The sequence below is a fragment of the Mesorhizobium sp. WSM4313 genome, from assembly GCF_002294725.1.
GTDB lineage: Bacteria > Pseudomonadota > Alphaproteobacteria > Rhizobiales > Rhizobiaceae > Mesorhizobium.
This window is the reverse complement of record NZ_NSFT01000005.1, coordinates 230,415-255,113: the sequence shown is the minus strand read 5'-3', so window position 1 is coordinate 255,113 and position 24,699 is coordinate 230,415. Positions and strand designations below refer to the sequence as shown.

22 protein-coding genes are annotated in these 24,699 nt (G+C 64.2%); 11 read left to right on the top strand and 11 right to left on the bottom strand.

The features are described 5' to 3' along the window. Positions 1-69: 69 nt before the first annotated feature. Positions 70-1,272, top strand: coding sequence for an aromatic ring-hydroxylating dioxygenase subunit alpha (locus tag CK219_RS14360; RefSeq protein WP_095767402.1), 1,203 nt, complete (start codon positions 70-72; stop codon positions 1,270-1,272). Between the two features lie 251 nt (positions 1,273-1,523). Here CK219_RS14360 and CK219_RS14355 read toward each other — a convergent pair whose 3' ends face one another. Then, the gene (locus CK219_RS14355) at positions 1,524-2,942 is read right to left on the bottom strand and encodes an aminotransferase (protein WP_095767401.1); all 1,419 of its coding nucleotides are present in this window, start codon (positions 2,940-2,942) and stop codon (positions 1,524-1,526) included. 291 nt (positions 2,943-3,233) lie between these two features. Here CK219_RS14355 and CK219_RS14350 point away from each other — a divergent pair, with 291 nt between their 5' ends. Genes CK219_RS14350 through CK219_RS14340 form a run of 3 tightly spaced genes read left to right on the top strand, consistent with a single transcriptional unit; the run spans position 3,234 to position 6,080 of the window. After that, a complete protein-coding gene (locus tag CK219_RS14350) occupies positions 3,234-4,151 on the top strand; it encodes an ABC transporter permease (RefSeq protein ID WP_095767400.1) in 918 nt (305 codons plus the stop codon). Beyond that, a complete protein-coding gene (locus CK219_RS14345) occupies positions 4,148-4,969 on the top strand; it encodes an ABC transporter permease (protein ID WP_095767399.1) in 822 nt (273 codons plus the stop codon). Before CK219_RS14350 ends, CK219_RS14345 begins: the two co-directional genes overlap by 4 nt. A gap of 37 nt (positions 4,970-5,006) precedes the next feature. Continuing rightward, positions 5,007-6,080 (top strand): ABC transporter ATP-binding protein, encoded by a 1,074-nt coding sequence (locus CK219_RS14340; protein WP_095767398.1) that lies wholly within the window; start codon positions 5,007-5,009, stop codon positions 6,078-6,080. On the opposite strand, the gene CK219_RS14335 is transcribed toward CK219_RS14340, so the two are convergent. From CK219_RS14335 to CK219_RS14320, 4 genes are all read right to left on the bottom strand, one after another. After that, a complete protein-coding gene (locus CK219_RS14335; RefSeq protein ID WP_095767397.1) occupies positions 6,044-7,342 on the bottom strand; it encodes a flavin monoamine oxidase family protein in 1,299 nt (432 codons plus the stop codon). The two genes, CK219_RS14340 and CK219_RS14335, sit on opposite strands and share 37 nt — an antisense overlap. Further along, positions 7,339-8,421 (bottom strand): ABC transporter substrate-binding protein, encoded by a 1,083-nt coding sequence (locus CK219_RS14330; RefSeq protein WP_095767396.1) that lies wholly within the window; start codon positions 8,419-8,421, stop codon positions 7,339-7,341. Before CK219_RS14330 ends, CK219_RS14335 begins: the two co-directional genes overlap by 4 nt. Before the next feature lie 95 nt (positions 8,422-8,516). Then, positions 8,517-9,203: a transcriptional regulator BetI gene (gene betI, locus CK219_RS14325; protein ID WP_095767395.1), complete on the bottom strand. Its 687-nt coding sequence runs from the start codon at positions 9,201-9,203 to the stop codon at positions 8,517-8,519. 6 nt (positions 9,204-9,209) lie between these two features. Next, a complete protein-coding gene (locus tag CK219_RS14320; RefSeq protein WP_095767394.1) occupies positions 9,210-10,004 on the bottom strand; it encodes a methyltransferase domain-containing protein in 795 nt (264 codons plus the stop codon). Between the two features lie 254 nt (positions 10,005-10,258). On the opposite strand from CK219_RS14320, the gene CK219_RS14315 reads away from it, so the two are divergent. The 4 genes from CK219_RS14315 to CK219_RS14300 all read left to right on the top strand — a co-directional run bounded on the left by CK219_RS14315 (position 10,259) and on the right by CK219_RS14300 (position 15,139). After that, positions 10,259-11,878, top strand: a complete 1,620-nt coding sequence (locus CK219_RS14315) for an NAD(P)/FAD-dependent oxidoreductase (RefSeq protein ID WP_095767393.1) — start codon at positions 10,259-10,261, stop codon at positions 11,876-11,878. Next, on the top strand, positions 11,865-13,439 hold the full coding sequence (locus tag CK219_RS14310) for an NAD(P)/FAD-dependent oxidoreductase (protein WP_095767392.1): 1,575 nt from the start codon (positions 11,865-11,867) through the stop codon (positions 13,437-13,439). Before CK219_RS14315 ends, CK219_RS14310 begins: the two co-directional genes overlap by 14 nt. A 211-nt stretch (positions 13,440-13,650) precedes the next feature. After that, a complete protein-coding gene (locus CK219_RS14305) occupies positions 13,651-14,880 on the top strand; it encodes an aminomethyltransferase family protein (RefSeq protein ID WP_095767391.1) in 1,230 nt (409 codons plus the stop codon). A 1-nt stretch (position 14,881) separates the two neighbouring features. Beyond that, a complete protein-coding gene (locus CK219_RS14300; RefSeq protein ID WP_095767390.1) occupies positions 14,882-15,139 on the top strand; it encodes a hypothetical protein in 258 nt (85 codons plus the stop codon). Positions 15,140-15,146: 7 nt separating this feature from the next. Here the strand turns inward: CK219_RS14300 and CK219_RS14295 are convergent, their stop codons facing one another. From CK219_RS14295 to CK219_RS14280, 4 genes are all read right to left on the bottom strand, one after another. Beyond that, entirely contained in the window at positions 15,147-16,205 is a 1,059-nt protein-coding gene (locus tag CK219_RS14295) for a dipeptidase (protein ID WP_095767554.1), read from the bottom strand. A gap of 292 nt (positions 16,206-16,497) precedes the next feature. Continuing rightward, on the bottom strand, positions 16,498-16,797 hold the full coding sequence (locus tag CK219_RS14290) for a GNAT family N-acetyltransferase (protein WP_095767389.1): 300 nt from the start codon (positions 16,795-16,797) through the stop codon (positions 16,498-16,500). Position 16,798: 1 nt separating this feature from the next. Next, a complete protein-coding gene (locus CK219_RS14285) occupies positions 16,799-17,428 on the bottom strand; it encodes an alpha/beta hydrolase (RefSeq protein WP_095767388.1) in 630 nt (209 codons plus the stop codon). 4 nt (positions 17,429-17,432) lie between these two features. Then, on the bottom strand, positions 17,433-18,365 hold the full coding sequence (locus tag CK219_RS14280) for a VOC family protein (RefSeq protein ID WP_095767553.1): 933 nt from the start codon (positions 18,363-18,365) through the stop codon (positions 17,433-17,435). Positions 18,366-18,579: 214 nt separating this feature from the next. Here CK219_RS14280 and CK219_RS14275 point away from each other — a divergent pair, with 214 nt between their 5' ends. Beyond that, complete coding sequence (locus tag CK219_RS14275) at positions 18,580-20,133, top strand: alkaline phosphatase family protein (protein ID WP_095767387.1); 1,554 nt, start codon at positions 18,580-18,582, stop codon at positions 20,131-20,133. Positions 20,134-20,267: 134 nt separating this feature from the next. Here CK219_RS14275 and CK219_RS14270 read toward each other — a convergent pair whose 3' ends face one another. Continuing rightward, complete coding sequence (locus tag CK219_RS14270; protein WP_095767552.1) at positions 20,268-21,632, bottom strand: PRC-barrel domain-containing protein; 1,365 nt, start codon at positions 21,630-21,632, stop codon at positions 20,268-20,270. A 241-nt stretch (positions 21,633-21,873) separates the two neighbouring features. On the opposite strand from CK219_RS14270, the gene CK219_RS14265 reads away from it, so the two are divergent. Next, entirely contained in the window at positions 21,874-22,794 is a 921-nt protein-coding gene (locus CK219_RS14265) for a diacylglycerol kinase family protein (protein WP_095767386.1), read from the top strand. Between the two features lie 8 nt (positions 22,795-22,802). On the opposite strand, the gene CK219_RS14260 is transcribed toward CK219_RS14265, so the two are convergent. Then, positions 22,803-23,006, bottom strand: coding sequence for a hypothetical protein (locus CK219_RS14260; RefSeq protein ID WP_095767385.1), 204 nt, complete (start codon positions 23,004-23,006; stop codon positions 22,803-22,805). Between the two features lie 157 nt (positions 23,007-23,163). On the opposite strand from CK219_RS14260, the gene CK219_RS14255 reads away from it, so the two are divergent. Beyond that, the gene (locus CK219_RS14255; RefSeq protein WP_095767384.1) at positions 23,164-24,690 is read left to right on the top strand and encodes an HWE histidine kinase domain-containing protein; all 1,527 of its coding nucleotides are present in this window, start codon (positions 23,164-23,166) and stop codon (positions 24,688-24,690) included. Positions 24,691-24,699 lie beyond the last annotated feature (9 nt).

Genomic DNA, 24,699 nt, shown 5'->3' with positions numbered 1-24,699 from the left:
AAGCCGTTGCATTCCAACGCAAAATATGCTTATATTGAATGAGTATTCAACAAAAAGCAGAATATATCCATGAACCCGCACCTCCGTGACGTGGCGATCCCCAACGATTGGGACCGGCGGGGTCTGCCGGGGTGGAGTTACCATTCCAACGCCCTTCTCGAGCTTGAGAAGGAGTACGTCTTCCGCAACCACTGGCAGATTGCCGGCCATGTCTCCGACGTGCCGAATCCGGGCGACTATCTGACCATGGATGTCGTCGGCGAGCGCGCCCTGATCGTGCGCGGCAAGGACGGCGTCGTGCGCGCCTTCAACAACATGTGCCGCCACCGCGGCAGCCGCGTCGTCGCCGACAGCCAGGGCACCTGCAAGAACGCGCTGGTGTGCCCGTTCCATGGCTGGGTCTACAATCTCGATGGCACGCTGCGCGGTGCTGCCCGTCCGGGCTCGTTCCCCGAGCTCGACAAGACCGAGTTCGGCCTGATGCCGCTCGACCTCGAAATCTGGATGGGCTTTATTTTCATCCGCTTCCGCAAGGGCGGCCCGCAGCCTTCGGTGGCCGAGCTGCTGAAGCCGATCGAGGCCGAGATGGCGCATTACAATGTCGCCGACATGGTCCCGTCCTGGGGCATCTGGACCCAGAAATCGCCGGTCAACTGGAAGTCGGTGCGCGACGTCGACAATGAAGGCTACCACGTCGCCATGGCCCATCCGGCGCTGCAGGACCTCTATGGCGCGACCTATTTTGACGAGCCCTTCATCAACGGCGTGTCGCGGTCCTTCGCCACCTACAATCAGCATGCCGGGCGGCGCTGGAGCGTTCGCGAGTACATCAAGCTCGCGCCCGAGGCCACGCATCTGCCGGAGCATCTACGCAAGGCTTGGATCTATTACGGCATCTTCCCCAACAACGCGCTGTCGATCATGCCGGAATCCGTCCAGTTCTATCAGGAGTTCCCGCTGTCGACCGGCGAGACGCTGCTGCGCGGCGCCATCTACCGCTACAAGGACGAGACGCGCGAACAGGCGGCGGCACGCTACCTCGCCTATCGCATCGACCGCGACACCATGAACGAAGACGTGCAGCTCTCGGTGTGGTCGAACGAATCCATGCTGTCGGAAGCCTTCGAGGGCTTTTATCTCTCCGACCTCGAATACGGCGTGCGCACCCACCACGACCATTTGCGCAGGCAGATCCCGGTTCTGAACCTGGAGACGGCGCCCGAGGAAAAGGACATGTGGGGATTGAACGACGCGCTGCGGTCGAGGGGATGAGCTCTCACCTTCTCCCCGTTCCACGGGGAGAAGGTGCCCGAAGGGCGGATGAGGGGCAGCGCCGAGGTCTCGCGATTGGCTGCCCTCACCTCACAAAGCTATCGGATGACTGAACCCTGTAGGCGGGCCCGGGAGGCCGGCGAGGCTCTCGTCTCAGTTCCTTCACGTCCGCAATCGCCAATGGCGGTGCCGCCCCTCATCCGCCCGTTGGGCACCTTCTCCCCGTTCCACGGGGAGAAGAAAAAGGGCCGTCACCCCCGCCAGACTCCTTCCTTCCTTAAATCATCCATGGTGCGTGAAATGCCTTCGCGCAGGATCGCCACCATGTCGTCGACCTGCTCGCGGCTGATGATCAGCGGCGGCGACATCACGCACATGTTGATCAGCGGCCGCACCAGAAGCCCGAGCTCGTGGCAATGCGCATCGATGCGTTTGCCCACATTCTTGTCGAGCTGCAGCGGATCCTTGCTGTCGCGGTCGGCGACGCATTCGACGCAAGCCATCAGCCCGACGCCACGCACCTCGCCGACCAGCGACAGCTCTTCCAGCGTCTTCAGTCGTGCCTGGAAATAGGGCGCGATCTCGCGCGTGTGGGCGAGCACGCCCTCTTCCAGAAGATCGAGATTCTTCAGCGCGACGGCGCAGCCGATCGGATGGCTGGTGTAGGTGAGCCCATGGCCGAACAGCGCATCGGGATGGTTGGAGCGGCGCAGCTCTTCGAGCAGGCGCTCGGAGATGATGACGCCGCCGAGCGGGAAATAGCCCGATGTGACGCCCTTGGCGAAGGTGATCATGTCCGGGTCAATGCCGAACACGTCGCCTGAGGCAAAGATATGGCCGAGCCGTCCGAAGCCGGTCACCACCTCGTCCGAGACATAGAGGATGTCGTTCTCGCGGCAGATCTCGCGGATGCGCTTGAGATATCCGTCCGGCGGCACGATGACGCCTCCAGAAGCCTGCACCGGTTCGCCGACAAAAGCGCCGATGCGCTCCGCGCCGACGCGCGCGACGGTGTCGCGGAACTGGTCGACCAGGAAATCGGTGAAGGCGGCGATGCTCATCTCCTTCGGCCGCCGGAACGGGTCGGGCGAGGACAATTTGACCACCAGATCGTCGGCGCCGTCCATCCAGTCGCGGTCACGCGGCCGGCCGTTGAGCGAGGCCGACAGATAGGTCGAGCCGTGATAGGCGCCGCCACGGCTGAGGATCAGCTTCTTCTCCGGCCGTCCGCGCACATTGTTATAGAACTGCATGAAGCGCAGCGCCGTCTCCACCGCCGAAGAGCCACCGGTGGTGAAGAAGGTGTGGCTGAGATCGCCAGGTGCCGCATCGGCGATGCGCCGGGCAAGCTCGGCCGAGGGCGCATTCATCGTATACCAAGGCGTGTTGTAGGAGAGCGCCATCGCCTGGTCGTACATGACCTTGGCCAGCTCTTCGCGGCGATGGCCGACATTGATGCACCACATGCCGGCCGGGCCGTCGATGAGGCGCTTGCCGGAAGCGTCGGTGATGTAGATGCCGTGGCCCTCGCCGATCAGCGCGCGCGCCTCGTTGCCGACCGAGCCGGCATAGGGCCAGGGCTGCAAGAGATGGCGCTTGGCGAGCTCGACCGCGTCGTCATCGCCGGCATCGATGAGTTCGCTTGCCTTGATCTTGCTTTGAGCCGCCATTTTGGCCTCGCATCTGCCAGGTTTTTGAATTTCCACCGGATATCAAATTGCGCGGAAAACCATGGAAACTCAGCTTTTCATTACTTCATTTTGAATATCCGTTCAATCAATATCGCAGAAATAGCGCTTGATTTCAATCGGCGGATGCGCTCATGATGAAAGAAAGCCGGCAAGCCAGGGAGCGATCGCGCTCCAAGCATAATTCGGGAACAGGCAGCCGGCGCCACGAATGGGAAGGCGCATGGCGGGACAGTCCGAGCCAGCTACCGAAATCACGCCCGGAGCGTTGCAATGACGGTTGCCGCGGAAGGGTCGCCCCCGTTGCGCATGGCGGGATCGAGGCGACGTCCCCTTCTGCAATCGGAAGCCATCCAGGGCTTTGCCCTGATCAGTCCTACCTTCGTCTATGCCCTCATTCTCCTCGTCCTGCCGATCCTGGTGGTCATCGCCCATTCTTTCTGGACGCAGAACTATCTCACCATCGATCACACATTCACGCTGGAGAATTACCGGATCGCACTGACCGAGCCGATCTACCGCGACCTGCTCTGGCGCTCGCTCTACATCTCGCTGACCGTCAGCCTGTTGACCGTGGCTCTGGCCTATCCGATTGCCTATTTCATTTCCTTCCATGGCGGCCGCCACAAGAGCCTGTGGCTGTTCCTCATCACCATCCCGTTCTGGACCAGCTACCTGCTGCGCGTGATGTCGTGGAAGGTGATCCTCGGCTATAACGGCGTGCTCAACTCCGGTCTGATGGGCCTCGGCATCATCGACGAGCCGTCGACGGCGCTGCTCTATAATTCCACCGCCGTCATCATCACGCTGACCCATGCCTGGGCGACCTTCGCGATCCTGCCGATCTTCGTTTCGGTGGAGAAAGTCGACCGGACCCTGGTCGAAGCGGCGACCGACCTCGGCGACGGGCCGCTGCGCTCCTTCCTGCGCGTCACCCTGCCGCTGTCGGCGCCCGGCGTCATCTCGGCGGCGCTGATCGTCATGATCCCGACCGTCGGCGACTACGTCACGCCGAAGCTCGTCGGCGGCAAGGACGGCGTCATGATCGCCAACGCCATCCAGGCGCAATTCGGCAAGGCTTCGAACTGGCCGCTGGGTGCAGCACTTTCCGTAACCGCGATGATCATCGTCTCGCTGATGGCCGGCGGCACGGTGCTGGTCTTCCGTGCCCTGCAGAGGCTGGCACGATGACGGCGATCAGACGTTACCTGCCCGGCTGGCTGTCGAGCTATGCCGTCCTCTATCTGCTGTTCCTTTACCTGCCGGTGGTCTTCCTGCCGATCTTCTCGGTCAACACGGCGGCGACGCCCAAATTCCCGCTCTCGGGCGTCACGCTGCACTGGTACGAAGACCTGCCGCGCACGCCGGCGCTGATCGACGCCACCTGGAACAGCCTCATCGTCGGCATCTCCGCCTCGATCCTGTCGACGGTGCTGGGCATCCTCGCCGCCCGCTCGATCACCCGCTACCGTTACCCGGGCCGCCGCGCCATCAACGGGCTGATCATGGCGCCGCTGGTGCTGCCGGAGGTGATCGTCGCCATCTCGATGCTGCTGGTCATGCTGCAGTTGGGCTTGAGCCTGTCGCTGTTCACGGTGGTGCTTGGCCATGTGCTGGTCTGCATTCCCTATTCGATGACCGTGCTGACCTCCGGTTTCGAGGGTTTCGATCGCAGCCTCGAGGAGGCCTCGGCCGATCTCGGCGAGAGCGCGTTCGGCACCTTCCGGCGCGTGACGTTGCCGATGGTCGCGCCGGCGATCATCTCCAGCCTGCTCGTCTGCTTCACCATCTCGCTCGACGAATTCATCATCGCCTTCTTCCTCACCGGCACCGAGGCGACGCTGCCGATCTACATCTGGGGCCAGTTGCGGTTTGCGGCCAAGCTTCCCGGCGTGCTGGCGCTCGGCACCTTGCTGCTCTTCGCGTCCTTCCTGTTGATGACGATTGCCGAAATCCTGCGCCGCCGCGCGGCGAGACGCACCCAGAACGAGGGAGGCCTCTATGCTTGAGCGGGTCCAGTCCGAGCGCACCCAAACCGATCGCACCATGATCGAGATCCGCGACGTTACCCGCAGCTACGGATCGTTCAAGGCGCTGGACAATGCCTCGCTGGCGATCAGGGAGGGCGAGTTCTTCTCCCTGCTCGGGCCCTCGGGCTGCGGCAAGACCACGCTTTTGCGCATGATCGCCGGCTTCGACACGCCGACCAGCGGCTCCATCGCCGTCGACGGCCATCCGATGGACGGCATTCCCGCCAACCGCCGGCCGACCAATATGGTCTTCCAGAGCTATGCGATTTTCCCGCATCTCAATGTCGAGCAGAATGTCGCCTACGGCCTGAAGCGGCTGAAGCTCGACGCCGGCGCGGAGAGGCGCCGCGTCGAGGAAGCGCTGGCGCAGGTCTCGCTTACCGGTCTCGGCAAGCGCCGCGCCACCGAGCTTTCCGGCGGCCAGCGCCAGCGCGTCGCTTTGGCCCGCGCGCTGGTCATGCGGCCCAAGGTGCTGCTGCTCGATGAGCCGCTCTCGGCGTTGGACAAGAAGCTGCGCGAGCAGATGCAGGTCGAACTGCGCCGCTTGCAGCAGGCGGTCGGCATCACTTTCGTGCTGGTCACGCACGACCAGTACGAGGCCTTGGCGATGTCGGACCGCATCGCGGTGATGTTCGGCGGCAAGATCGCGCAGGTCGCTTCGCCGAAGGAGATCTATCAGCGCCCGGTCAACCGCCAGGTCGCCGACTTCCTCGGCGGCATGAATTTCGTCAAGGCAGAGATCGTCGAGGAAAACGGCGCTTCGCTGGTGCTCGACACGCTGGGCTTCGGCCGCGTCAGGACCGACAAGCCAAGGGCTTTCGTGCGCAATGGCGGCGCGGCGACCCTTGGCATCCGGCCCGAACGCCTGCGTGTTTTGTGGGACAACGCGTCAGCAAAATTCGAGGTCGCCGGCAAGGTCGTCGAGCGCCACTATTTCGGTGAGATCACGCATCTGATCGTCGAGATCCCCGGACTGGAAAAGCCGCTTTCGGTGACCGAGACCAACGATTTCGGCGCCGACGACATTCCGGTCGGCGCGCCGATCCGTCTCGCCTACGACCCCGAGGCGCTGGTGGCGATGGCGGACTGAATCTTTGCAGCAGCGACGCGCCCCGCCACGATCGCGCCTTCGACATAGCCCGGGAAAGACGGCGACACTTCCGAGGCGGCGAAATAGATGGGCGGCGCGCCGGCAAGGATGACGCGCTCGGCATGTCGCGCGGTGACGTCGACGATGAGGTCGCTATAGGCGCCGCCGCTCCAGCGGTCATGCGTCCAGTCGCGCGAGCTGAAATCGACGATGTCGGCGGCCCTCGGGCCGAGCGCTTGGACAAGCCTCGCGGTGATTTCCGCACGCAACGCCGCCTCGCCGAGCGGGTGCCAGCGCAGCGCCAGCGGCCCGCCCACGAAGACGACAAGCGCGGCATGGTCGGCATCCGTGCTGGCGTCGCAGGCAAACAGCCCCGGCTGGTCGCGCCACATGACCATGCCGCACAGGTCGCGCTCGCGCCAAAAAGGCTTTGCGTAACGCACCAGGATCTTGATCACCGCGCCGCTTTCCCAGACGCCGAGCGCGCTTGCGAGCTCCGCCGGCAAAGCCGGCGTGAAATCGAGCTTCGCGGCCGTCGCCGGCGGCAAGGCGACCAGCGCTGCGCCCGCCTCGACAACACCGCCGGGCGAGACGACGCGAATGCCTTGCCGTCCGCGCTCGATCCGCGTCGCGGCTTCTCCCAGCCGCAGGCGGTCGCCGAGATCTGCTGCCAGATCATCGGCCAGCGACTGCATCGTCTCGCGCAGGAAATACTGCAGCTCGAACACTTCGTTGGTGATGCGGCGATCATTGTCGATGAGGTACCACAACGGCACCTTGTCCAGCGGCAGGCACCACAGGCCCTCGATCATCGAACGGAAGGCTGCCTTGGCGTCGGCCGTGTCGGCCTGGTGCTCGAGCCATGTCGCCACGGTCAACCCGGCGATCGACGGATCGTCCGGCTCGATCCCGTTCATGCGCTCGCGGATTGCCATCGCGACATGATAGGTCCGCTCCGCCCGCGCTGGCGTCATCGACGGGTAGGTGATGAATTCGCCCTCGACATAGGTCTCGACGAAGCTCTTGCCGTAGGCCCTCGCCAACGCCATCACTTCGGGCATGTCCACGCACAAGAACTGGCCGCCGCTGTCGACCAATTCGCCGAGCCCATTGCGCACAGCCTCTACCCTGCCGCCGACGCGGTCGCGCGCCTCGAGCACAAGGAAATCGATGCCGGCGCGCTTCAATTCGAGCGCGGCGGACAGGCCGGTGAAGCCGGCACCGACGATGACAACGTCGGTCCTTTCGATGACGCTGCTCAATAGCCGGCCTTGATTTTCTCGAATTCGGCGATCATCTTGAGCTTGAGCTCCGAGGGCAGCGGCTGCTGGAACAGCGTCTTGTCGACCCATTTTTCCACGTCATCGTAGCCCTTTTCCTTCAGGACCGCCGGATCGACGCCGGCCATGCCCTTGGCATTGGCTTGGCCGTAGCCCCAATCCTTGACCAGCACCTTGGCGACTTCCGGATCGTTGACGGCGTTGAGGTAGTCATAGGCTTTGTCGACGTTGCCGGGCGCGTCCTTGAACAGCACGTAGCCGCAGACCCAGGTCGAGATGCCCTCGTCGGTGTCCTTCTTGGATTTGATCGGCACGCCGGCCTTGACCGACTGCACGGTCGCATCATTCCAGGCCCAGGCGAGGTCGACCTCGCCGCCAGAAAGCAGCTGCACGATGTCGGTGGTGTCGGTCCAGTAGGAGCGCACATTCTTGTGCACCTGGCGCAGGAAATCGGATGCCTGCTTGAACTGGTCGTCCGTCATCTTGGTCCAGTCCTTGAGCCCGATGGCGAGGCTGGCCAGCGCGTAGGCGTCGTCGACATTGTCGCCGATCGAAACCCTGCCCTTGTATTTCGGATCGGCGAACGCCTTCAGCGACTGCACGTCCTTTGCGGCGATCTTGTCGGAATTGTAGGTGAGTTGGGTATTGCCCCAGTCCCACGGCATGAACCAGGCCTTGCCGTCGGACGTCGTGGCAAGGTCCTTCATCGCCATGATGCCGGGGTTGAGATCCTTCCAGCCTGCGATCTTGGACGTGTCGAGCGGCTGCAGCAGCCCCGCCTCGCGCCACTTCACCACGCTCTGCGAGCACGGGTGACCGAGATCGGACTTGAAGCCGGAGCGGATTTTTTCGAACGCCTCGTCCTCGTCGCCGAAGAAGGCGAAGGTCGGCGAATCGCCGTTCTTCTCGACATACTTGCCGTGGAAGCTCGGATCCTCATAGCCGGACCAGTCGAAGACGATCAGATCCTTGTCGGCGGCGACCGCGAACGCCGCCGCCGAAGCGGCGAGCGCGCTCCCAAGCGCCAGGGTCAATGCCAGGCGTCGGCTGAGTTTCTTCATGCTGTTCCATCCTCTTTTGGTTTGCCGGTCTTATTGGCCGGCTGTTGCTGACCCCGGCTTTTGCTAGCCCCAGTTCTCGCTAGCCCCAGTTCTCGCTAGCCATAGTGTTTCGGGAAGGCGGCGGTCAAAAACGCATTCGCCGCCTGCAATGCGGTCTCGCGCGTGGTGTCTTCGGTCCCCATCATCAGCCGCAGCCACAGGCCCTCGAGCATGGCGCTGAGCGCCAGCGCGATGACCTGGGGGTCATAGGTGTAGTTGCCACTCTCTTTGAGCGTCGTGCAGAGATCGATGAAGACCTGCTGGTAATAGGCGTCGCGCGAGCTGCTCAGCGCCTGGTAGGTCGGCCGTGACTTGGCTTCGCCCCAGAAGGCGAGCCATGCGGCAAGCTTGCGCTTGTTGCAGATCGAGCGATCGAAATCGGCCCATACCAGATGCTGCAGCTGTCTCGCCGGATCGTCGCCTGCCTTCTGCAGGGAAGTGCGCCAATGCGCCGAATATTCGTCATACATGTGCTGCAGCGTGGCGATCAGCAGCTTCTCCTTGCTCTCGAAATGGAAGTTGACGATGCCGCGCGACAGGCCCGCGCCGTCGGCCACGTCCGCCATCGTCGTTTCGGCATAGCCGCGCTTGGCCAGGGAATCGATCGTCGCCTCGATCAGCTGCAGCCGCCGGACCTCTTTCGAGGCCTTGCGGCCACGCTTTTCGGCATCGCCTTTCCGCGCCGTTTCGGGGAGAGCATCGCTCGCCTCTGCAGTCTTCATGGGTGTGACGATCTCCAGCATTGCCGGCTATCCGACCGGCTTCCAACCGCGCAGATGAGTGGGGCGGTGCTCGCCACTGTCAAGCACCTTCTGCATCGCCTCCCAGGTCTTGATGTTCTTGTCGACATAGGCCGCGCCGACCGCTGCCGCGGCCTGCGCGTAGAGCGGTCCCTTGAGCCGCGAAAGCTCTTCGCGCGCGACCTCGCGGTACCATGGATTGCGGTCGCGGATGATGATGTCGGTAAAGCCGGCGCTCCGCATCGCCTCGGCATAGCGCGCCGGCGAGGCCATGGCGAAGGAGAGCCCTTCGGCCGCGATGTAGGCCCTCATCTGAGGCGACGGCTCGCCGTCATGCGAAATCATCCAGTTCGACGCGGCAAACACTCCGCCAGGCTTCAGCACGCGAAAGATCGCGGCGAACAGGGAGTCCTTGTCCGGCACATGCAGCAGCGCGTCTTTGGAGAAGACGGCGTCGAAGGAAGCGTAGGTGAAAGGCAGCGGCCCCGGCGGCGCCTGGACGAAGCCGACACGGTCATCGAGGCCCTGCCTGATCGCCCCTCGCCTCGCCGTCTCGATCACCGGCTTTTCGACATCGAAGCCGGTGGCCTGAGAAGCGCCGTGCGTTGCCGCCAGATGCAGCGTGATGCCGCCGGCGCCGCAGCCGATATCGAGGATCGTTTTGCCCTTGAGGGAGAGGCCTTCGACCACGCGGTCGACCTCCTCCGGGCCACCGGGCGACAGGTAACCCTCGCCCCACAGCGCTTCGAGGAAGCGGATGGCGGTGTCGTCATATTCCGGCTCGGCGTCGGCCGTCTCGATCATCGGATCCTCAACCTCAAATGCCGATGCGTATCAATCCAGAGATCAAGGCAAAGCCTAGCGCATCAATGGGAAAACGCAACACCATTTGTTGAACATTCATTCAATATGGCTGGACAAAAAACTGTGGTCCGTGCCAAATTCGGGCAATCGGGAACAAGACGCACGGAGCAATTCCAGGAAAGCGGGATGCGGTTCTCCGACCGGAATTGCGGAGAAACAAGTAGATAGGGCAACCGGCGGGAGGTTCGGCGCGCATGAAGGCATGGGACGCGATCGTCATCGGCGGCGGCCATAATGGGCTGGTCACCGCCTGCTATCTGCAGCGCGCCGGGCTGGACGTGCTGGTGGTCGAGAAGAACGATTGGGTCGGCGGCGCGGCCACCAGCCGCGAGCTGACGCCGGGCTTCCTCTATTCCAACTGTTCCTATGTCTGCTCGCTGTTTCGGCCCGAGATCATGCGCGACCTGGAGCTGCCGCGCTTCGGCCTGCAGGTGATCTCCTATGAAGGCGGCGCGGTGTTCACGCGCGACGGCGACTACCTCGCCAACTACCGCGATCATGACGCGCATCGCCGTGAGTTCGCCCGCTTTTCGAAGCGCGACGCCGAGGCCTATGACCGCTATTCGCGCGACGTCACGAGGCAGTGCCGCTTCATCCAGCCGCTCTTGATGCGCACCGCGCCCGACCCGACGAGCTTCAGGCCGCGCGACCTGGGCGAGTTGCTTTATCTCGGCAAGAAATTCGCCGGCCTCTCGGCCGAGGAGATGGCGCTGACCTTGCGCTTCTGGACGATGTCGATCTCGGACTTCCTGGACGAGTATTTCGAGACCGACGTCATCAAGGCGAACTTCGCGCTGTCCGGTATCATCGGCACGGCGCTGGGCCCGATGTCGCCCGGCACGGCTTATGTGCTGCTTCATCATTATATGGGCGAGGTCGACGGCTCGGTCGGCGCATGGGGCTACGCGCGCGGCGGCATGGGCGCCGTCACCAGAGCGCTGGCCGCCTCCTTCAAGGCCAGTGGCGGCACCATCCGCACCGGCGCCGAGGTCGACCAGGTGCTGATCAGGAACGGCAAGGCCAAGGGCGTGGTGCTTGCCGGCGGCGAGGAGATCGACGGCAAGCTCGTCATCTCCAATGCCGACGTCAAGCGCACCTTCCTGAAGCTGGTCGAGGAGAAGGAGCTGCCCGACATCTTCCTGCGCCGCGTCAGGAACTTCAAGATCCGCGGCTCGTCGGGGAAGGTCAACATCGCGCTCGATTCCCTGCCCGAATTCCCGGCTTTGCCGAAGGACTCGCCTGTCTACCGCGCCGACATGCATTTCACCGATTCCATCGAGCGCATGGAGCGCGCCTATGACGACTGGAAGGCCGGACGATGGTCGGCCGATCCCTTCCTCGACATGATGATCCCGACCACGCTCGACCCAACCATGGCGCCGCCGGGCAAGCACTTCATGAGCTGCTTCGTGCAATACGCGCCGCCGAAGATAAGGGGAGCGGACTGGACCGATGCCGACCGCGACGGCTTCGCCGAAAGCGTGATTGCGCAGATCGCTGAATATTCGCCCGGCTTCCGCGACCGCATCGTCCATATGGAGGTGCGCACGCCGCGCGAGATCGAGGCCGAGGTCGGCCTCACCGAAGGCAATATTTTCCAGGGCGAGCTCACCTTCGATCAGCTGCTCTTCAACCGCCCGGTGCCGGGCTACGCGCAATACCGCTCGCCGCTCAGTGGGCTCTATATGTGCGGCTCTTCCACCCATCCGGGCGGCGGCGTCATGGGCGCGCCCGGACGCAACGCCGCCGCCGAGATCCTGCGCGACCTCGCCAAGCCAACCCTGCATATGAGCCCGGCCCATGACGTCATCTGATTTGAATTGGGACGCCATCGTCATCGGCGGCGGCCACAACGGCCTCGTCGCCGCCGCCACGCTGGCCAAGTCGGGACGCAAGGTGCTGCTGCTCGAGGCCGGCAACGAGGTCGGCGGCGCCGCGCGCACCGAGGAATTCGCGCCCGGCTTCCGCGTCTCCACGGTCGCGCATCTGCTCAATCGCCTGCATCCCGATGTGGTGAAAACGCTGGAGCTGGAACGCCACGGCCTGAAGGTCGAGCGCGGCGACCTCGTGCCATCGGTGGCGCTGTCGAAGGACGGCCCGCTGGTGCTCCACGGCGCCTATGGCGAGGTGCTGACGGGCACCAGCCCTTCGGAACAGTCCGCCTGGAAAGACCTGCGCGCGCAATTGCTGCGCTATGCCGGCGTGCTGAAACCGTTCCTGTCGCGCCGGCCGCCGGACTTTGCCGGCATGTCGCTGGCAGAAATGGCCGGGCTCGGCCAGACCGCGCTGGCGCTGAAGCGGCTTGGCAGGGAAGACATGCGCGACTTCCTGCGCGTGCTTTTGATGAATGTCTACGACCTGCTCGACGAGCAGCTCTCGGACGACCGGCTGAAGGGCCTGCTTGCTTTCGACGCGACGCTCGGCTCGCATCTTGGGCCGCGCTCGCCGACTTCGCTGCTCGGCCTCTATTACAGGTTGGCCGGCGAGATTGGCGGCCTTGCCGGCGCGCAGGTCCAGCCGAAAGGCGGCATGGGCGCTGTCGTCGCTGCCATCCGCGCGGCGGCGGAAAAGGCGGGCGTTTCGATCCGCCCGACCTCGCCAGTCGCCAAGGTGATCGTCGAGAAGGGCCGCGCCGTCGGCGTCGTCACGCAGGGCGGCGAAACGCTGCAGGCCAAGATCGTCGTCTCCGCGATCAACCCGGCGACGACGATCCTCGATCTTGTCGGCCCGCGCGAGGTTGACACCGGCTTCGTGCGCAAGGTGAAGAACATCCGCATGAAGGGCGATGCGGCCAAGCTGCATCTGGCGCTGGACCGGCCGCCGCAATTTTCGGGCGTCGACGCCGCCGGCCACAAAGGTCGCCTCGTCGTCGCGCCTTCGCCCGACCATGTCGAGCGCGCCTTCAATCCGTCGAAATATGGCGACTTCTCGCCAGAGCCGGTGATGGAGATCACGTTGCCCAGCCTGGCCGACCCATCGCTCGCCCCATTCGGCGCCTGCGTGCTTTCGGCCGTGGTGCAGTACGCGCCTTATGCGTTGAGAGAGGGCTGGGGCGCCGGCAAGCCGCGCTTCCTCAAGGCGATCATGGCGCAGCTCGAGACCTATGCGCCCGGCATCGGCGCAACGGTCAGCCACGCCGAGCTTTTGACGCCCGCCGACATCGAGGCGCGCTACCGCATGCCTGGCGGCCACTGGCACCATGGCGAGTTGCAGGCCGACCAGATGCTGATGTCGCGGCCGGTCTCCGGCTGGTCGGGCTACGACACGCCGCTCGAAGGCCTGTTCCTCGCCGGCGCCGGCTCGCATTCGGGCGGCGGCATCTCCGGCGCGCCCGGCCTCAACGCCGCGCGCCGCATCATCGCGATGAGGGGGTGAATATGTTTTTGCAAATCGCTGAAGTCGCGCTCCATGGCGCCCCCCTCTGGCCTGCCGGCCATCTCCCCCACGAGGGGGGAGATCAGCAGCTCGATCTGTCGGCGCTTTTCTTGCGACGTTGGAGATCGGCGAAAGTCAGCGTGACGTCCAATCTCCCCCCTTGTGGGGGAGATGTCCGGCAGGACAGAGGGGGGCGCGAAGGAACGCCGTCATGAATCGTCATGTGAAAACCGACGCCGCCCGCACCCTCGCCCAATCCCACTTCCGCACTTTGCGCATGGGCACCCCCTTCCAGCCGCGCATCGACGCGCTGGCGCTGACGAACGACTGGTACAACTGGGCCGGCTACCGCGCGCCGCATTCGTTGTGGGACGAGGAGCTCGAATATTTCGCCATCCGCAGCCAGGCGGCGCTCTTCGACGTCTCGCCGATGACCAAATACCGGATCGAGGGCCCGGATGCCGAAGCCTATCTCGACCGCGTCACGCTGCGCGACGTGACCAGGCTGAAACCCGGCCGCGTCCATTACACCGCCTGGTGCGATGACGATGGCTTTGTCCTTGATGATGGCACTTTGTTCCGGCTGTCGCCGACACGCTTCCGTCTCTGCTCGCAAGAGCGCCATCTGCCTTGGCTGCTCGACAGCGCGATCGGCTATGAGATCAGTGTCGAGGAAGAGACCGAAGCGGTCGCCGGACTGGCGCTGCAGGGTCCGACCTCCTTCGCCATCCTGCGCGAAGCGGGCTTTGCCGGCGTTGAGCGGCTGAAAATCTTCGACCTTGCCGAGTTCGCGCATGACGGCGCTGCGGTGACCATCTCGCGCACCGGCTTCACCGGCGATCTCGGCTACGAATTGTTCGTGCCGGCCGACAAGGCGCTGAGCCTGTGGGACCGGCTGATGGCGGCGGGCGAACTGCGCGGCATCCGCGCCATTGGCTATGCCGCGCTGAACCGAGCCCGGCTGGAGGCGGGGCTGATCGTCACCAATGCCGATTTCACGGCTGCCGAGCACGCCATCCGCGCCGACCGCCTTCGCATGCCGGACGAGATCGGCCTCGGCTTCATGATCGATCCGGACAAAGGCCATTTCAACGGCCGCCGCGCCATCCTCGAAGCCCGGACGAAGAAGAAGCTGCGCCATGTGCTGGTCGGCCTGGAGATCGAAGGCAACATCCCGGCCGAGCACGCGATCGTCTACTACAAGAAAAGCCAGGAGGTTGGGCTGGTCAGCGCGGCGATGTGGTCGCCCATGGCCAAGCGCAACATCGCGCTCGCCTCGCTGCGGCGGCCCTATGGCGACACGATCGTCGACGACCTCTGGGTCGAGATTTACGCCATGCGCGAGCTGCAGTACCAGAAGCTGATGAAGAAGGCGAAGGTGGTGCAGCGGCCCTTCATCAGGCTCGACCGCCGCACCGCCAGCCCGCCTGCGGACTTTTGACATGGCAAGCGAAGCGGAAGACCTGGAAACGGAAGCCGCCGAGCAGTGGGAGCTGGTCAACACGCCACTCGGCGAGATGTGGTCCGGCCGCACCCGCTACGCGGCGGCGATGTATTTCTTCAAGCGCGGGGAGATGAATGCCGAGACGCTGGAGGTCTACCGCATCTGCGCCCGGCTCGACGCGGAAAACCCCTTAGCGATCATCCGCGACCGTGGCGTCGGCAAGGAATGGCTGAAGCGTATCGGCTACGACGGATAGAGCCGCCTTAGCCTATGGTGCGCTCAAGCACGCTCAACCAGTTCCGGTAAGCGATCTTCTCGATCAGCGCGCGCCCGAAACCGCGCGCGGCGAGCGCGTCGATGAGCTTCGGCAGACCGGCGACGTCGCCGATGGGGGCCGGGATCATGGCGCCGTCGAAATCCGAGCCTAGCCCGACCCCGTCTTCACCCAGCGCCTGCAACAGCGAATCGATGTGGCGCACCATGATATCAATGCTGGTGTCGGCGTTCATGCGGCCGTCCTCGCGCAGGAAGCCGGTGGCGAAGTTCAGGCCCACCATGCCGCCGGATTCGCGGATCGCGCCGAGCTGCCAGTCGGTCAAGTTGCGCGAATGGCCGCAGATCGCATGCACATTGGAATGGGTCGCGACCAGCGGCGCATCGCTAAGCTCGGCCATGTCGCGAAAACCCTTCTCGTTGAGATGCGAGAGGTCGATCATGATCCTGAGCTGGTTGCACGCCTTGACCAGCGCCTTGCCGGCATCGGTGAGACCAGGCCCGGTGTCGGGCGAGGACGGAAAGCGGAACGGCACGCCGTTGCCGAAGGCGTTGGGGCGGCTCCAGACGATGCCCAGCGAGCGCAGCCCTGCGGCGTGCAGCACATCGACCATGGCAAGCCCGGGATCGATCGCCTCGACGCCTTCGATGTGGAACACCGCCGCGATCGAGCCCTTGGCCATCGCGTCCCGCACATCGCCGGCGCTGCGGCAGACGGTCAATGCGCCGGCGCGCTCCAGCCGGAACAGGATCGAAGCCATGCCGATGGTTGAGGTGATCGCCTCGGCCTGCGGCAGTTCCGGCGGCAGCGGTTCATTGTCGCTCGGTGCCGGAGGCACGGCGCTGCGTTTCGACTTTTCGACCGGAGGCGGAAAGATCGCGAACATGCCGCCGGCAAAGCCGCCTTTCCTGGCGCGCGGCAGGTCGATATGCCCGCCCGGCGTCCCCTCGATGAACAGCTTTTCGACGTCGGCTTCCTTCGACTGGTAGAGCCGAAGCAGCGTGTCGTTATGTCCGTCGAAAACGGGGATCAGGTCGGTATCGGTCATCAGGGAAGCCATTCAAATCGGGGACGGGCGGGACGACAGGTTTCGTCCGGGCGAACCGTCAACTTAGGCAAGATGATCGGGCGGCGCAAATGCCAAGAGCTTCCCCTTCTCCCCTTGTGGGATCCGAAGGACGGGCGAGACGCGTGGCTCGCCCGGGCGGTGGATCGGCGCGCAGCGCCGAGACGGATGAGGGGTGTTCCAGGGAATGCGAACGTCTCACTCCGCTGGAACACCCCTCATCCGGCCGCTGCGCGGCCACCTTCTCCCACAGGGGGAGAAGGGGAAGACGGTGCTACCGCTTCAGCACATCCGCCCATTCCGGGTGGCGGCGGAACTGGGCGTTGGCGAAGGGGCAGAGCGGGATGATCTTCTTGCCGGCGGCACGCGCATCCTCGACCGCGCGGGTGACGAGCCGAAGCCCGGCGCCCTGGCCCCGAAAGACATCCGGCACCTCAGTGTGGTCGATGATGAGCTGGTGCTCGCCGATCTTGGTGAACGTCATCTCGGCCTCGGCGCCGCCCGGGCCGCGCAGCACGTAACGCCCCTTGGAGCCGCGGTCTTCCAGTTCGATCTCGGGCAGTTGATCGGCCATGTTACTTGCCTCCTTCGGCAACGGGCGCCGGCGCGAAAAACCGCCGCGCCGCTTCGATTTCATTCGGCCGAACCTCATGCCCGCCGTCGTGCCATTCCACTGTGACATCGGCGCCGTCGGCGCGCAAATAGGCCTCAAGCCGCGACGTCAAATTGGGCGGACAGATCGGGTCGCGCCTGCCGGCCGTGATCAGGATGCGGCGGCCGGCAAGGCTGCCCTGGACGCGGGGTTCGAACGGGATCAGCGGATGCATCAGCGCCGTGGCGTCGAACAGGCCCGGCTCGGCGAACACCACCGAGGCCAGGATGTTGGCGCCGTTGGAGTAGCCGAGGCCGAACACCGCCGAAGGTTTTGCGGTCTCGACATGCGCCTTGACGAAGCTCGCCATCTTCGATGTCGCGCGCGCTAGGTCGTCCATGTCGTAGACACCCTCGCCGGTGCGGCGAAAGAAACGGGGAGCACCGTGCTCCGACACATCGCCGCGCGGCGAGACGATCGTCGCCGAAGGCATAAGCTCGCGGCCGAAACCGAGAAGCTGGTTCTCGTCGGCGCCGGTGCCGTGGAGGACGAAGAGCAGCGGGCTGCCCGGCGTACCGGGCAGCACCTTGTGGATGTAAGCGTCCTTGCTCATGGCTTCAGTCTTCCAGCTTCTGCAGATGCTGTTCGAGATAGGGCCTCAGATGCTGATGCTGCGCCGGCAGCCTCAGCGCCTCGCCGAGATGCGCGGTGTCCTCGTCGCGGTTGAAGCCCGGCTCGTTGGTCGACACCTCGAACAGCACGCCCCCCGGCGTGCGGAAATAGATCGCCCAGAAATAGTCGCGATCGATGACCGGCGTCACGCCATAGCCCGTGTCGACAAGCGCCTTGCGCACTTCCAGCTGCTTGGCACGATCCTCGACCGCGAAGGCGACATGGTGCACCGAGCCGGCGCCGAGATTGGCAAAGCCGGCACCTGGCAGCGATTCGATGTCGACGACATCGGCGCCGTTGCCGTTCTTGATCGCCAGCCGGCGGATATTGCCGGACTTGTCGACCTCCTCATAGCCCATGAATTTCAAAAGCTCCTCGGTGGCGCCGCCGTCCTTCAGCCGCAGCGAGACCGAGTGAAAGCCGCGAATCGCCTCGTCGCCGGGAACGCCGCCTTTGATCCACGGCGCGCGTTTATCGGCCTTGTCCTCGACAAGCGCGAAACTGTCGCCGTCGGGACCGGTGAAAGTAAGCCGCTTCTCGCCAAAACCTTCCGTGCGGGCGACGTTGCCCACGCCTTCATCGGCAAAGCGCTTTTCCCAATAGGCCAGCGTGCCTTCCGGCACCGAGAACACTGTCGAGCCCACCTCGCCGACGCCGTGCCGGCCCTTGGCGATATCGGGGAACGGGAAATAGGTCATCACCGAACCCGGCGTGCCGACCTCGTCGGCATAGTAGAGATGGTAGACATCCGGCGCGTCGAAATTGACGGTCTTCTTCACCCGGCGCAGGCCAAGCTTTTTTGTAAAGAACTCATTGTTGCGGCGTGCATCGCTCGCCATCGAGGTGACGTGATGCAGCCCCTGTATCTGATTGAGCATGATCCTGCTCCTTCCCTTTGTCCTCATGCGGCCCTTGCCGCTGTCCACGCCAATATGAGGATGAGCGGGCCGGTGGCAAAGCGGGCAAACATAGAATGGACTGTATCATGAAAGTGAACGACAGTTCGAAACATGTTCACCGATCTGTCACCAAGCTTGGCTTGCAACGCGGGTGATTTCCGTTCCATCTGAACGCTTCCACAAGGAGACGATCTTGAACAATCGCACGCACCGCCCGAACGTCCTGCTCATCACTTGCGACCAGTGGCGAGGCGATTGCCTGTCGGCGGCCGGCCATCCGGTGGTGAAGACGCCGAACGTCGATGCGCTCGCCGCGGAGGGCGTGCTTTTCCGCCGCCATTATGGCGGGGCGGCACCCTGCTCGCCTGCCCGCGCGTGCCTCTACACCGGGCTCTACCAGATGAACAATCGCGTCTGCCGCAACGGCACGCCGCTTGACGCGCGCCATGGCAACATCGCGCTTTCGGCGCGCGCGGCGGGCTATGATCCCACCCTGTTCGGCTACACCGATGTCGCGCTCGATCCGCGCCGGCTGGCGGCCGGGGATCCGCGCCTGCGCAGCTATGAAGGCGTGCTGCCGGGATTCACCGTGCGCCAGGCCCTGCCCGAGCATCAGAAGCAATGGCTGTCATGGCTGCGGACCCAGGGTATCGACACCGGCGCAGGCAGCCCCGACATCCACCGTCCGGCCCGCGGCCAGGCGGAACGCGACGTGACCAACGCGCCGCCGATCTATTCGAAAGACCAGACGCCGACCGCGTTCCTGGCCGGCGAGTTCATCCGCTGGCTTGGCGAGCAGGAGGAGAGCGCGCCGTGGTTCGCGCATATCTCCTTCATCAGCCCGCACCCGCCCTTCATCGTGCCGGAGCCCTACAACAGCATGTATGATCCGGCCGAAGGTCCCGTGTTCAAACGCGCTGCAAGTTGGCAGGCCGAGTCCGGCAGCCATCCCTATCTCGCCTACGATCTCGCCGGGCAGAAGCGGACAAAATTCGTCCCCGGCATCGAGGGCAACGTGCCGGACTGGAGCGAGGAGAACTTTCGCCGCATCCGCGCGATCTATTACGGCATGATCTCCGAGGTCGACGCGCAGCTCGGCCGCATCTGGCAAGCGATCAAATCGGCGGGTGCCTGGGACGACACCGTGATCGTGCTCACCTCCGACCATGCCGAGATGATGGGCGATCATTATATGCTCGGCAAAGGCGGCTTCTTCGACGCCAGCTACCACATTCCGTTGATCATCCGCGATCCGCGGCGGGGAGCCGCCGCGGGCACATCCGTGGATCATTTCACCGAAGCCGTCGATGTCTTCCCCACCTTGCTCGACCTGATCGGCGCCGCCCCGCAGCGCCACCTCGACGGCCGTTCGCTCGCGCCTTGGCTGGATGGAACGGAACCGGAAGCCTGGCGCGACGCCGCGCATTGGGAGTTTGATTTCCGCACGGTCGCCCAAGGGGAAGCCGAACGCCATTTCGGTGTCAGATCGAACACCTGCAACCTCGCCGTCATCCGCGCGGCGGACTTCAAATATGTCCATTTCGGCGGCGGTCTGCCGGCGCTTCTGTTCGACCTATCGAAGGATCCAGGCGAGCTGAACAATGTGGCGAACGACCCGGCCTATCTCCCGGTACGGCTCGAGTTCGCCGAGAAGATGCTTGCCTGGCGTGCCGCTCACCTCGATCAGTCCCTTGCCTTGGCGGAACTGACGGAAGATGGAGTGGTGGGGTACGTGAGTAGGCAGTAGGCAATAGGCAATAGGCAATAGGCAATAGGCAATAGGCAATAGGCAATAGAACATTCGTGTCGCTGGGTGGTATGCCAACCCTTCTTTCGCCTACTGCCTATTTCCTACTGCCTATTCCCTTACTTCCTATTCCCTTATTTCAGAATCATCCGCTGCTGGTCGCGGTTGGCGGCATAACTGCTCTTGTCATAGGCCGTTTGGGCCTGCAGCTGCTCCTTGGTGAAGTTGGTGTAGAGATACTTCTTGCCGTTCTTGTCGGTCATGAATTTGAGCTTATCCATGCCGATCGCCACTTCCTTGGCGCCGATGCCCAGGAAGCCGCCAACATCGACGATAACCGCGTCCGGCTTGTTGTCGGGCGTCAGCACGACGTCGCCGATCGAACCGATCTTCTCGTCGTTGGCGCCATAGACCGTTGTGCCCTTGAGGTCGTCGACGCGCATGTTGCCCATCGGCATCTCGGTCAGTGTCGACTTGTCGATGGAAGCCGTCTTGGTCTGGTCGGTGGCAGCGCCGCTATTATCGGCAGGCTTGTTCTCAGCCGTGCTCTGGGCCGGCGGCGTCGCAGGCTTGTTCTCGGCCGCCGGCTTGGCGGGCTCTGCCGGCTTCGCTCCCTTATCGGACGTCGTGCCCGAAGCGACCACCGCAGGCGTGGTCGTTGCCGGCGCGTTGTTCGCGGCCGTCGTCGTGCCGGGCGCCGGATCATAGGGCTTGCGGTCGAACTCCGGCTGGGCCTGCAGCTGCTCCTTCGTCGTCTCGGCCACCAGCCAGCGGTCGCCGTTCTTCTCCGCCCATTTCGCCTTGTCGAAGTCGAAAGTGACGTTCTTCGTGCCGATGCCGAGGAAGCCGCCGACGCCGATCACCAGGGACTCGGCCTTGCCGTCCTTGGCAAGCACGATGTCCTTCACGTCGCCGATCTTCTGGGCATCGTCCGCAGTGCCGTTATAAACCGACTCGCCCATGATGTTCGTGGCCAGATTGCCCTCCGCCTTCTTCACCGGCTCGGCCGGCGCCGCAGCGGGAGCCTGGGCTGTTGTCGTGTTGTTGGCGGGCTGCGTAGCGTCGGTAGACTGCGCCGGCGCCGGATCGTAAGGCTTGCGGTCGAACGCCGGCAAAGCGTTCAGCTCATCCTTGGTGGACTTGACAACCAGCCAGCGGTCGCCGTTCTTCTCGGCCCATTCCAGCTTGCCGTAGTCGAAGGCGACGTCCTTCTTGCCCACGCCGAGGAATCCCCCGACGCCGATGATGGCGGACTTGGCTTTGCCGGCGGAATCGAAGACGACATCATCCACCTTGCCGATGTTCTGGGCGTCATCACCGGTGCCGTTGTAGACGGACTCGCCGATGATATTGGTCATCAGGGCGCCATCGGCGCGCGGGACCGGCGCCGGATTCTCGGCTGCTGGGGGCTGTGGAGCCGGGGCGGGCGTCGTCTGCGCGAAAGCGCCGGTTGCTAGAAGGGTTGCGATCGCGGTCGTCGCAAAAAGAGTGCGGATCATCATGATGGTCTCTCCTCGTGCCTGATCTGTGCATGACGCTCCTTGGCCAGCCTTGACGGCGGGTCGGAAGCGGCAATGTCTACAGGTTCACAACGTTGTGACCGGAGGGTTGTTCCAACCGCAACGCGTTCACGCGTCCGTGGATTGCTGACCTCCCGGCGGAACCTTTGCGGCGGCCTCCTCGTTTCAGCCTGCGGCTGAGGGTCTGCCGGCTCAAAGTGACCCGAACACGGAGCGCGATATGCGGTTTGCTGCGGTGCTGAACCAGGACGGCGGCACCCTCCGTACCATCGACATGGAAGCATTTTCCGAAAAGCTGCGTCAGACCCTCGAAGCGGCGGGGCATTCGGTCGAGATTGACATCGTTGCCGGTCGCGACGTCGCCACGGCGCTGGAAAAGGCCATCGCCAGGCGAAATATCGACGTTGTTCTCGCCGGAGGCGGCGACGGCACGATTTCCACCGCGGCATCCCTCCTCATGAACAAGAAGAAGGCCCTGGCCATCTTGCCGGCCGGCACGATGAACCTGTTTGCGCGCGGCCTGGGCATCCCGCAGACACTGGAAGCGGCGTTGCAGTCCTTTGCCGACGGCGAGGTGATCGCCGTCGATATGGCGAGCGCCAACGGCCAGCCTTTCGTGCATCAGTTCTCCGTCGGCATGCACGCCAAGATGGTTCAGTTGCGCGAGAAAATGGATTTCAGCTCGCGCCTTGGAAAGATGCAGGCGTCCGTCCGCGCGGCGTGGGCGGCTATCAAGAACCCGCCGGCGCTCAAGGTGAGCCTGAGCATCGGCAAGGCCGAGATCGTCGCCCGCACGACCGGCATCGGCATCTCCAACAATCTGTTCGGCGAAGGCCACCTGCCCTATGCCGACAACCCGGCTGGCGGCGTGCTCGGCATCTATGTCAGCGTCGCGCGCCGGCGTCATCATCTGGCGAAGCTGCTGCTGGACATGCTGCGCGGCAGGTTGCGCCAGAGCGCGCATGTCGAAGTGCATCAGGCTGGCAAGGTCGTGCTGAAAATCCGTTCGCCCACCAGGAAGTTCAGCGCGGTGCTGGACGGCGAATTGATCAGGCTGGAGAGGGAAACCACGGTCGAGAGTCACCCCGGCGCCCTGAACGTGCTTGTCCCATCCCGCAATGCGCAGGCGAAGGCGGCGTGATGGAAAGATCAGCTGCCTTGAGTGGATTTCTGCTCGGCGGGCGGCGCCGTCGGCACGTTCTGCTGGGTCGTCGGCGACTTGATCAACTCGCCGTAGATCTCGACCGCGCCCCACGCGATGAAGGCGAGCAGCAGCCCGGCGATGAGGATTCTGAGGGCGTGCCAGCCCCAATGCCCCTGGCGAGCTTTGTCTTCAGGTACGATCTTGGTCACGATTGGCCTCCATGCTGCGCGGCGGCGGGCGCTTCAGGCACGACATGGTCGGTAACGGATCCTGTTCGGGAAGGTTCCGTGTCGGAAAAGACGCCCCGCAAGCATGCGGCAACCGATTGCGTGTATATGATGGCCGATTGCGTGGCGTTTTGAGGGAATGGTGAGCAGCAAGGCGGATAGTTTGCCAGCGGACGTCAGCCGCGTCGTGATCGATGCGGAGCGGCTCACCCTGCTTCAGGGCCTGGGCGCCATGGATACGGCAACCGATCCGGACTTGGACCGTATCACCGGTCTCGCTGCGGCAATCGCCGAAGCGCCTGTCGCGCTGGTGAACCTGATCGGCAGCAGTCGCCGACGGTTAAAGGAGCGCATCGGCCTCGACGAGAAGGAGACGCCGACCAGCACTTCCTTCTGCGCCCACGCCATCGCCGCCGGCGACGATCCCATGGTGGTGACCGACGCCACGCTCGATCCGCGTTTCGCCGACAATCCGCTGGTCACGGGCAAGCAGCACATCCGTTTTTTTATCGGCGTGCCGATGATGGTGGCCGGTGCCAGGACCGGTACGCTCTGCGTGCTCGATCGCCAGCCGAGACCGTTTCCGGCCGAGGACAAGCTGGCGAAGCTGAGAATGCTGGCCGACCTCGCGGCCAGCCTGTTCGCGCTGAAGGACGCCACCCGCGACGGCGCCATCGCCAAGGCGGAACTGGCGCGCGAGGAAAAGCGCCGCGCCATCGCGCTCGACGCCGCCTCACTGGCGAGCTGGGCGTGGGACATACGCACCGACATGATCGAATGCGACACGCTTCTGGCCGAGCTTTTCAATCTGCCGCCTTCGAACCGGCTGAAGGCGCGCGACATCCTGCGCGCCATCGACCCGCGCGACGTCTACCAGACCGAGACGCGTTTCCGCGACGCGCTGAGCGGCAGCGACGACTATTTTGGCGAGTACCGGGTCAAGGGGGTCCATCCACCCCGCTGGATCGCCACGCGCGGACGCGTGATCGAACGCGACGGCGAGGGCAAGCCGACGCTGATCTTCGGCGTCAACTACGACATCACCGAGCGCAAGCTCGGCGACGAGCGGCAGCGCCTCTTGCTGCGTGAGCTCAACCACCGCGTCAAGAACACATTGGCGACCGTGCAGGCGCTGGCGACGCAGACCGTCCGCCATGCTCGCCAGCCGAGTGTATTCCTGGAGGCCTTCGGTGCCAGGCTGCAGGCGCTCGGCGCCGCCCATAATCTGCTGTCCGACCGCGAATGGCGCGGCATTGGCATCGGCGAATTGGCACGCATCGAGGTCAGGGTTTTCGACACGGGCCGCCAGCCGCGCATCGCAATTTCGGGTCCCGAGCTTCTGCTCTCGCCCGATCAAGCGGTCGGGCTCGGCCTGATCCTGCATGAGCTCGCCAGCAACGCGATGAAATACGGCTCGCTCTCCGCGCCGTCGGGAAAAGTCGATCTCGACTGGAAGACGCATGGCCGCAAAGGCGCGCGCCGCCTGGTGCTGACCTGGCGCGAGAGCGGTGGGCCGCGGGTCGAGCCTCCGGATCGCCAGGGTTTTGGCTCGATCCTGATCCGCCGCAGCCTCGCCAAGGTCATCGACAGCGAGGTGATCCACGAATTTCGCCCGGATGGCGTCTTCGCCGAAATATCGATGCCGCTCGAGCCGTCCTTGAAATGAGCGCTCCGG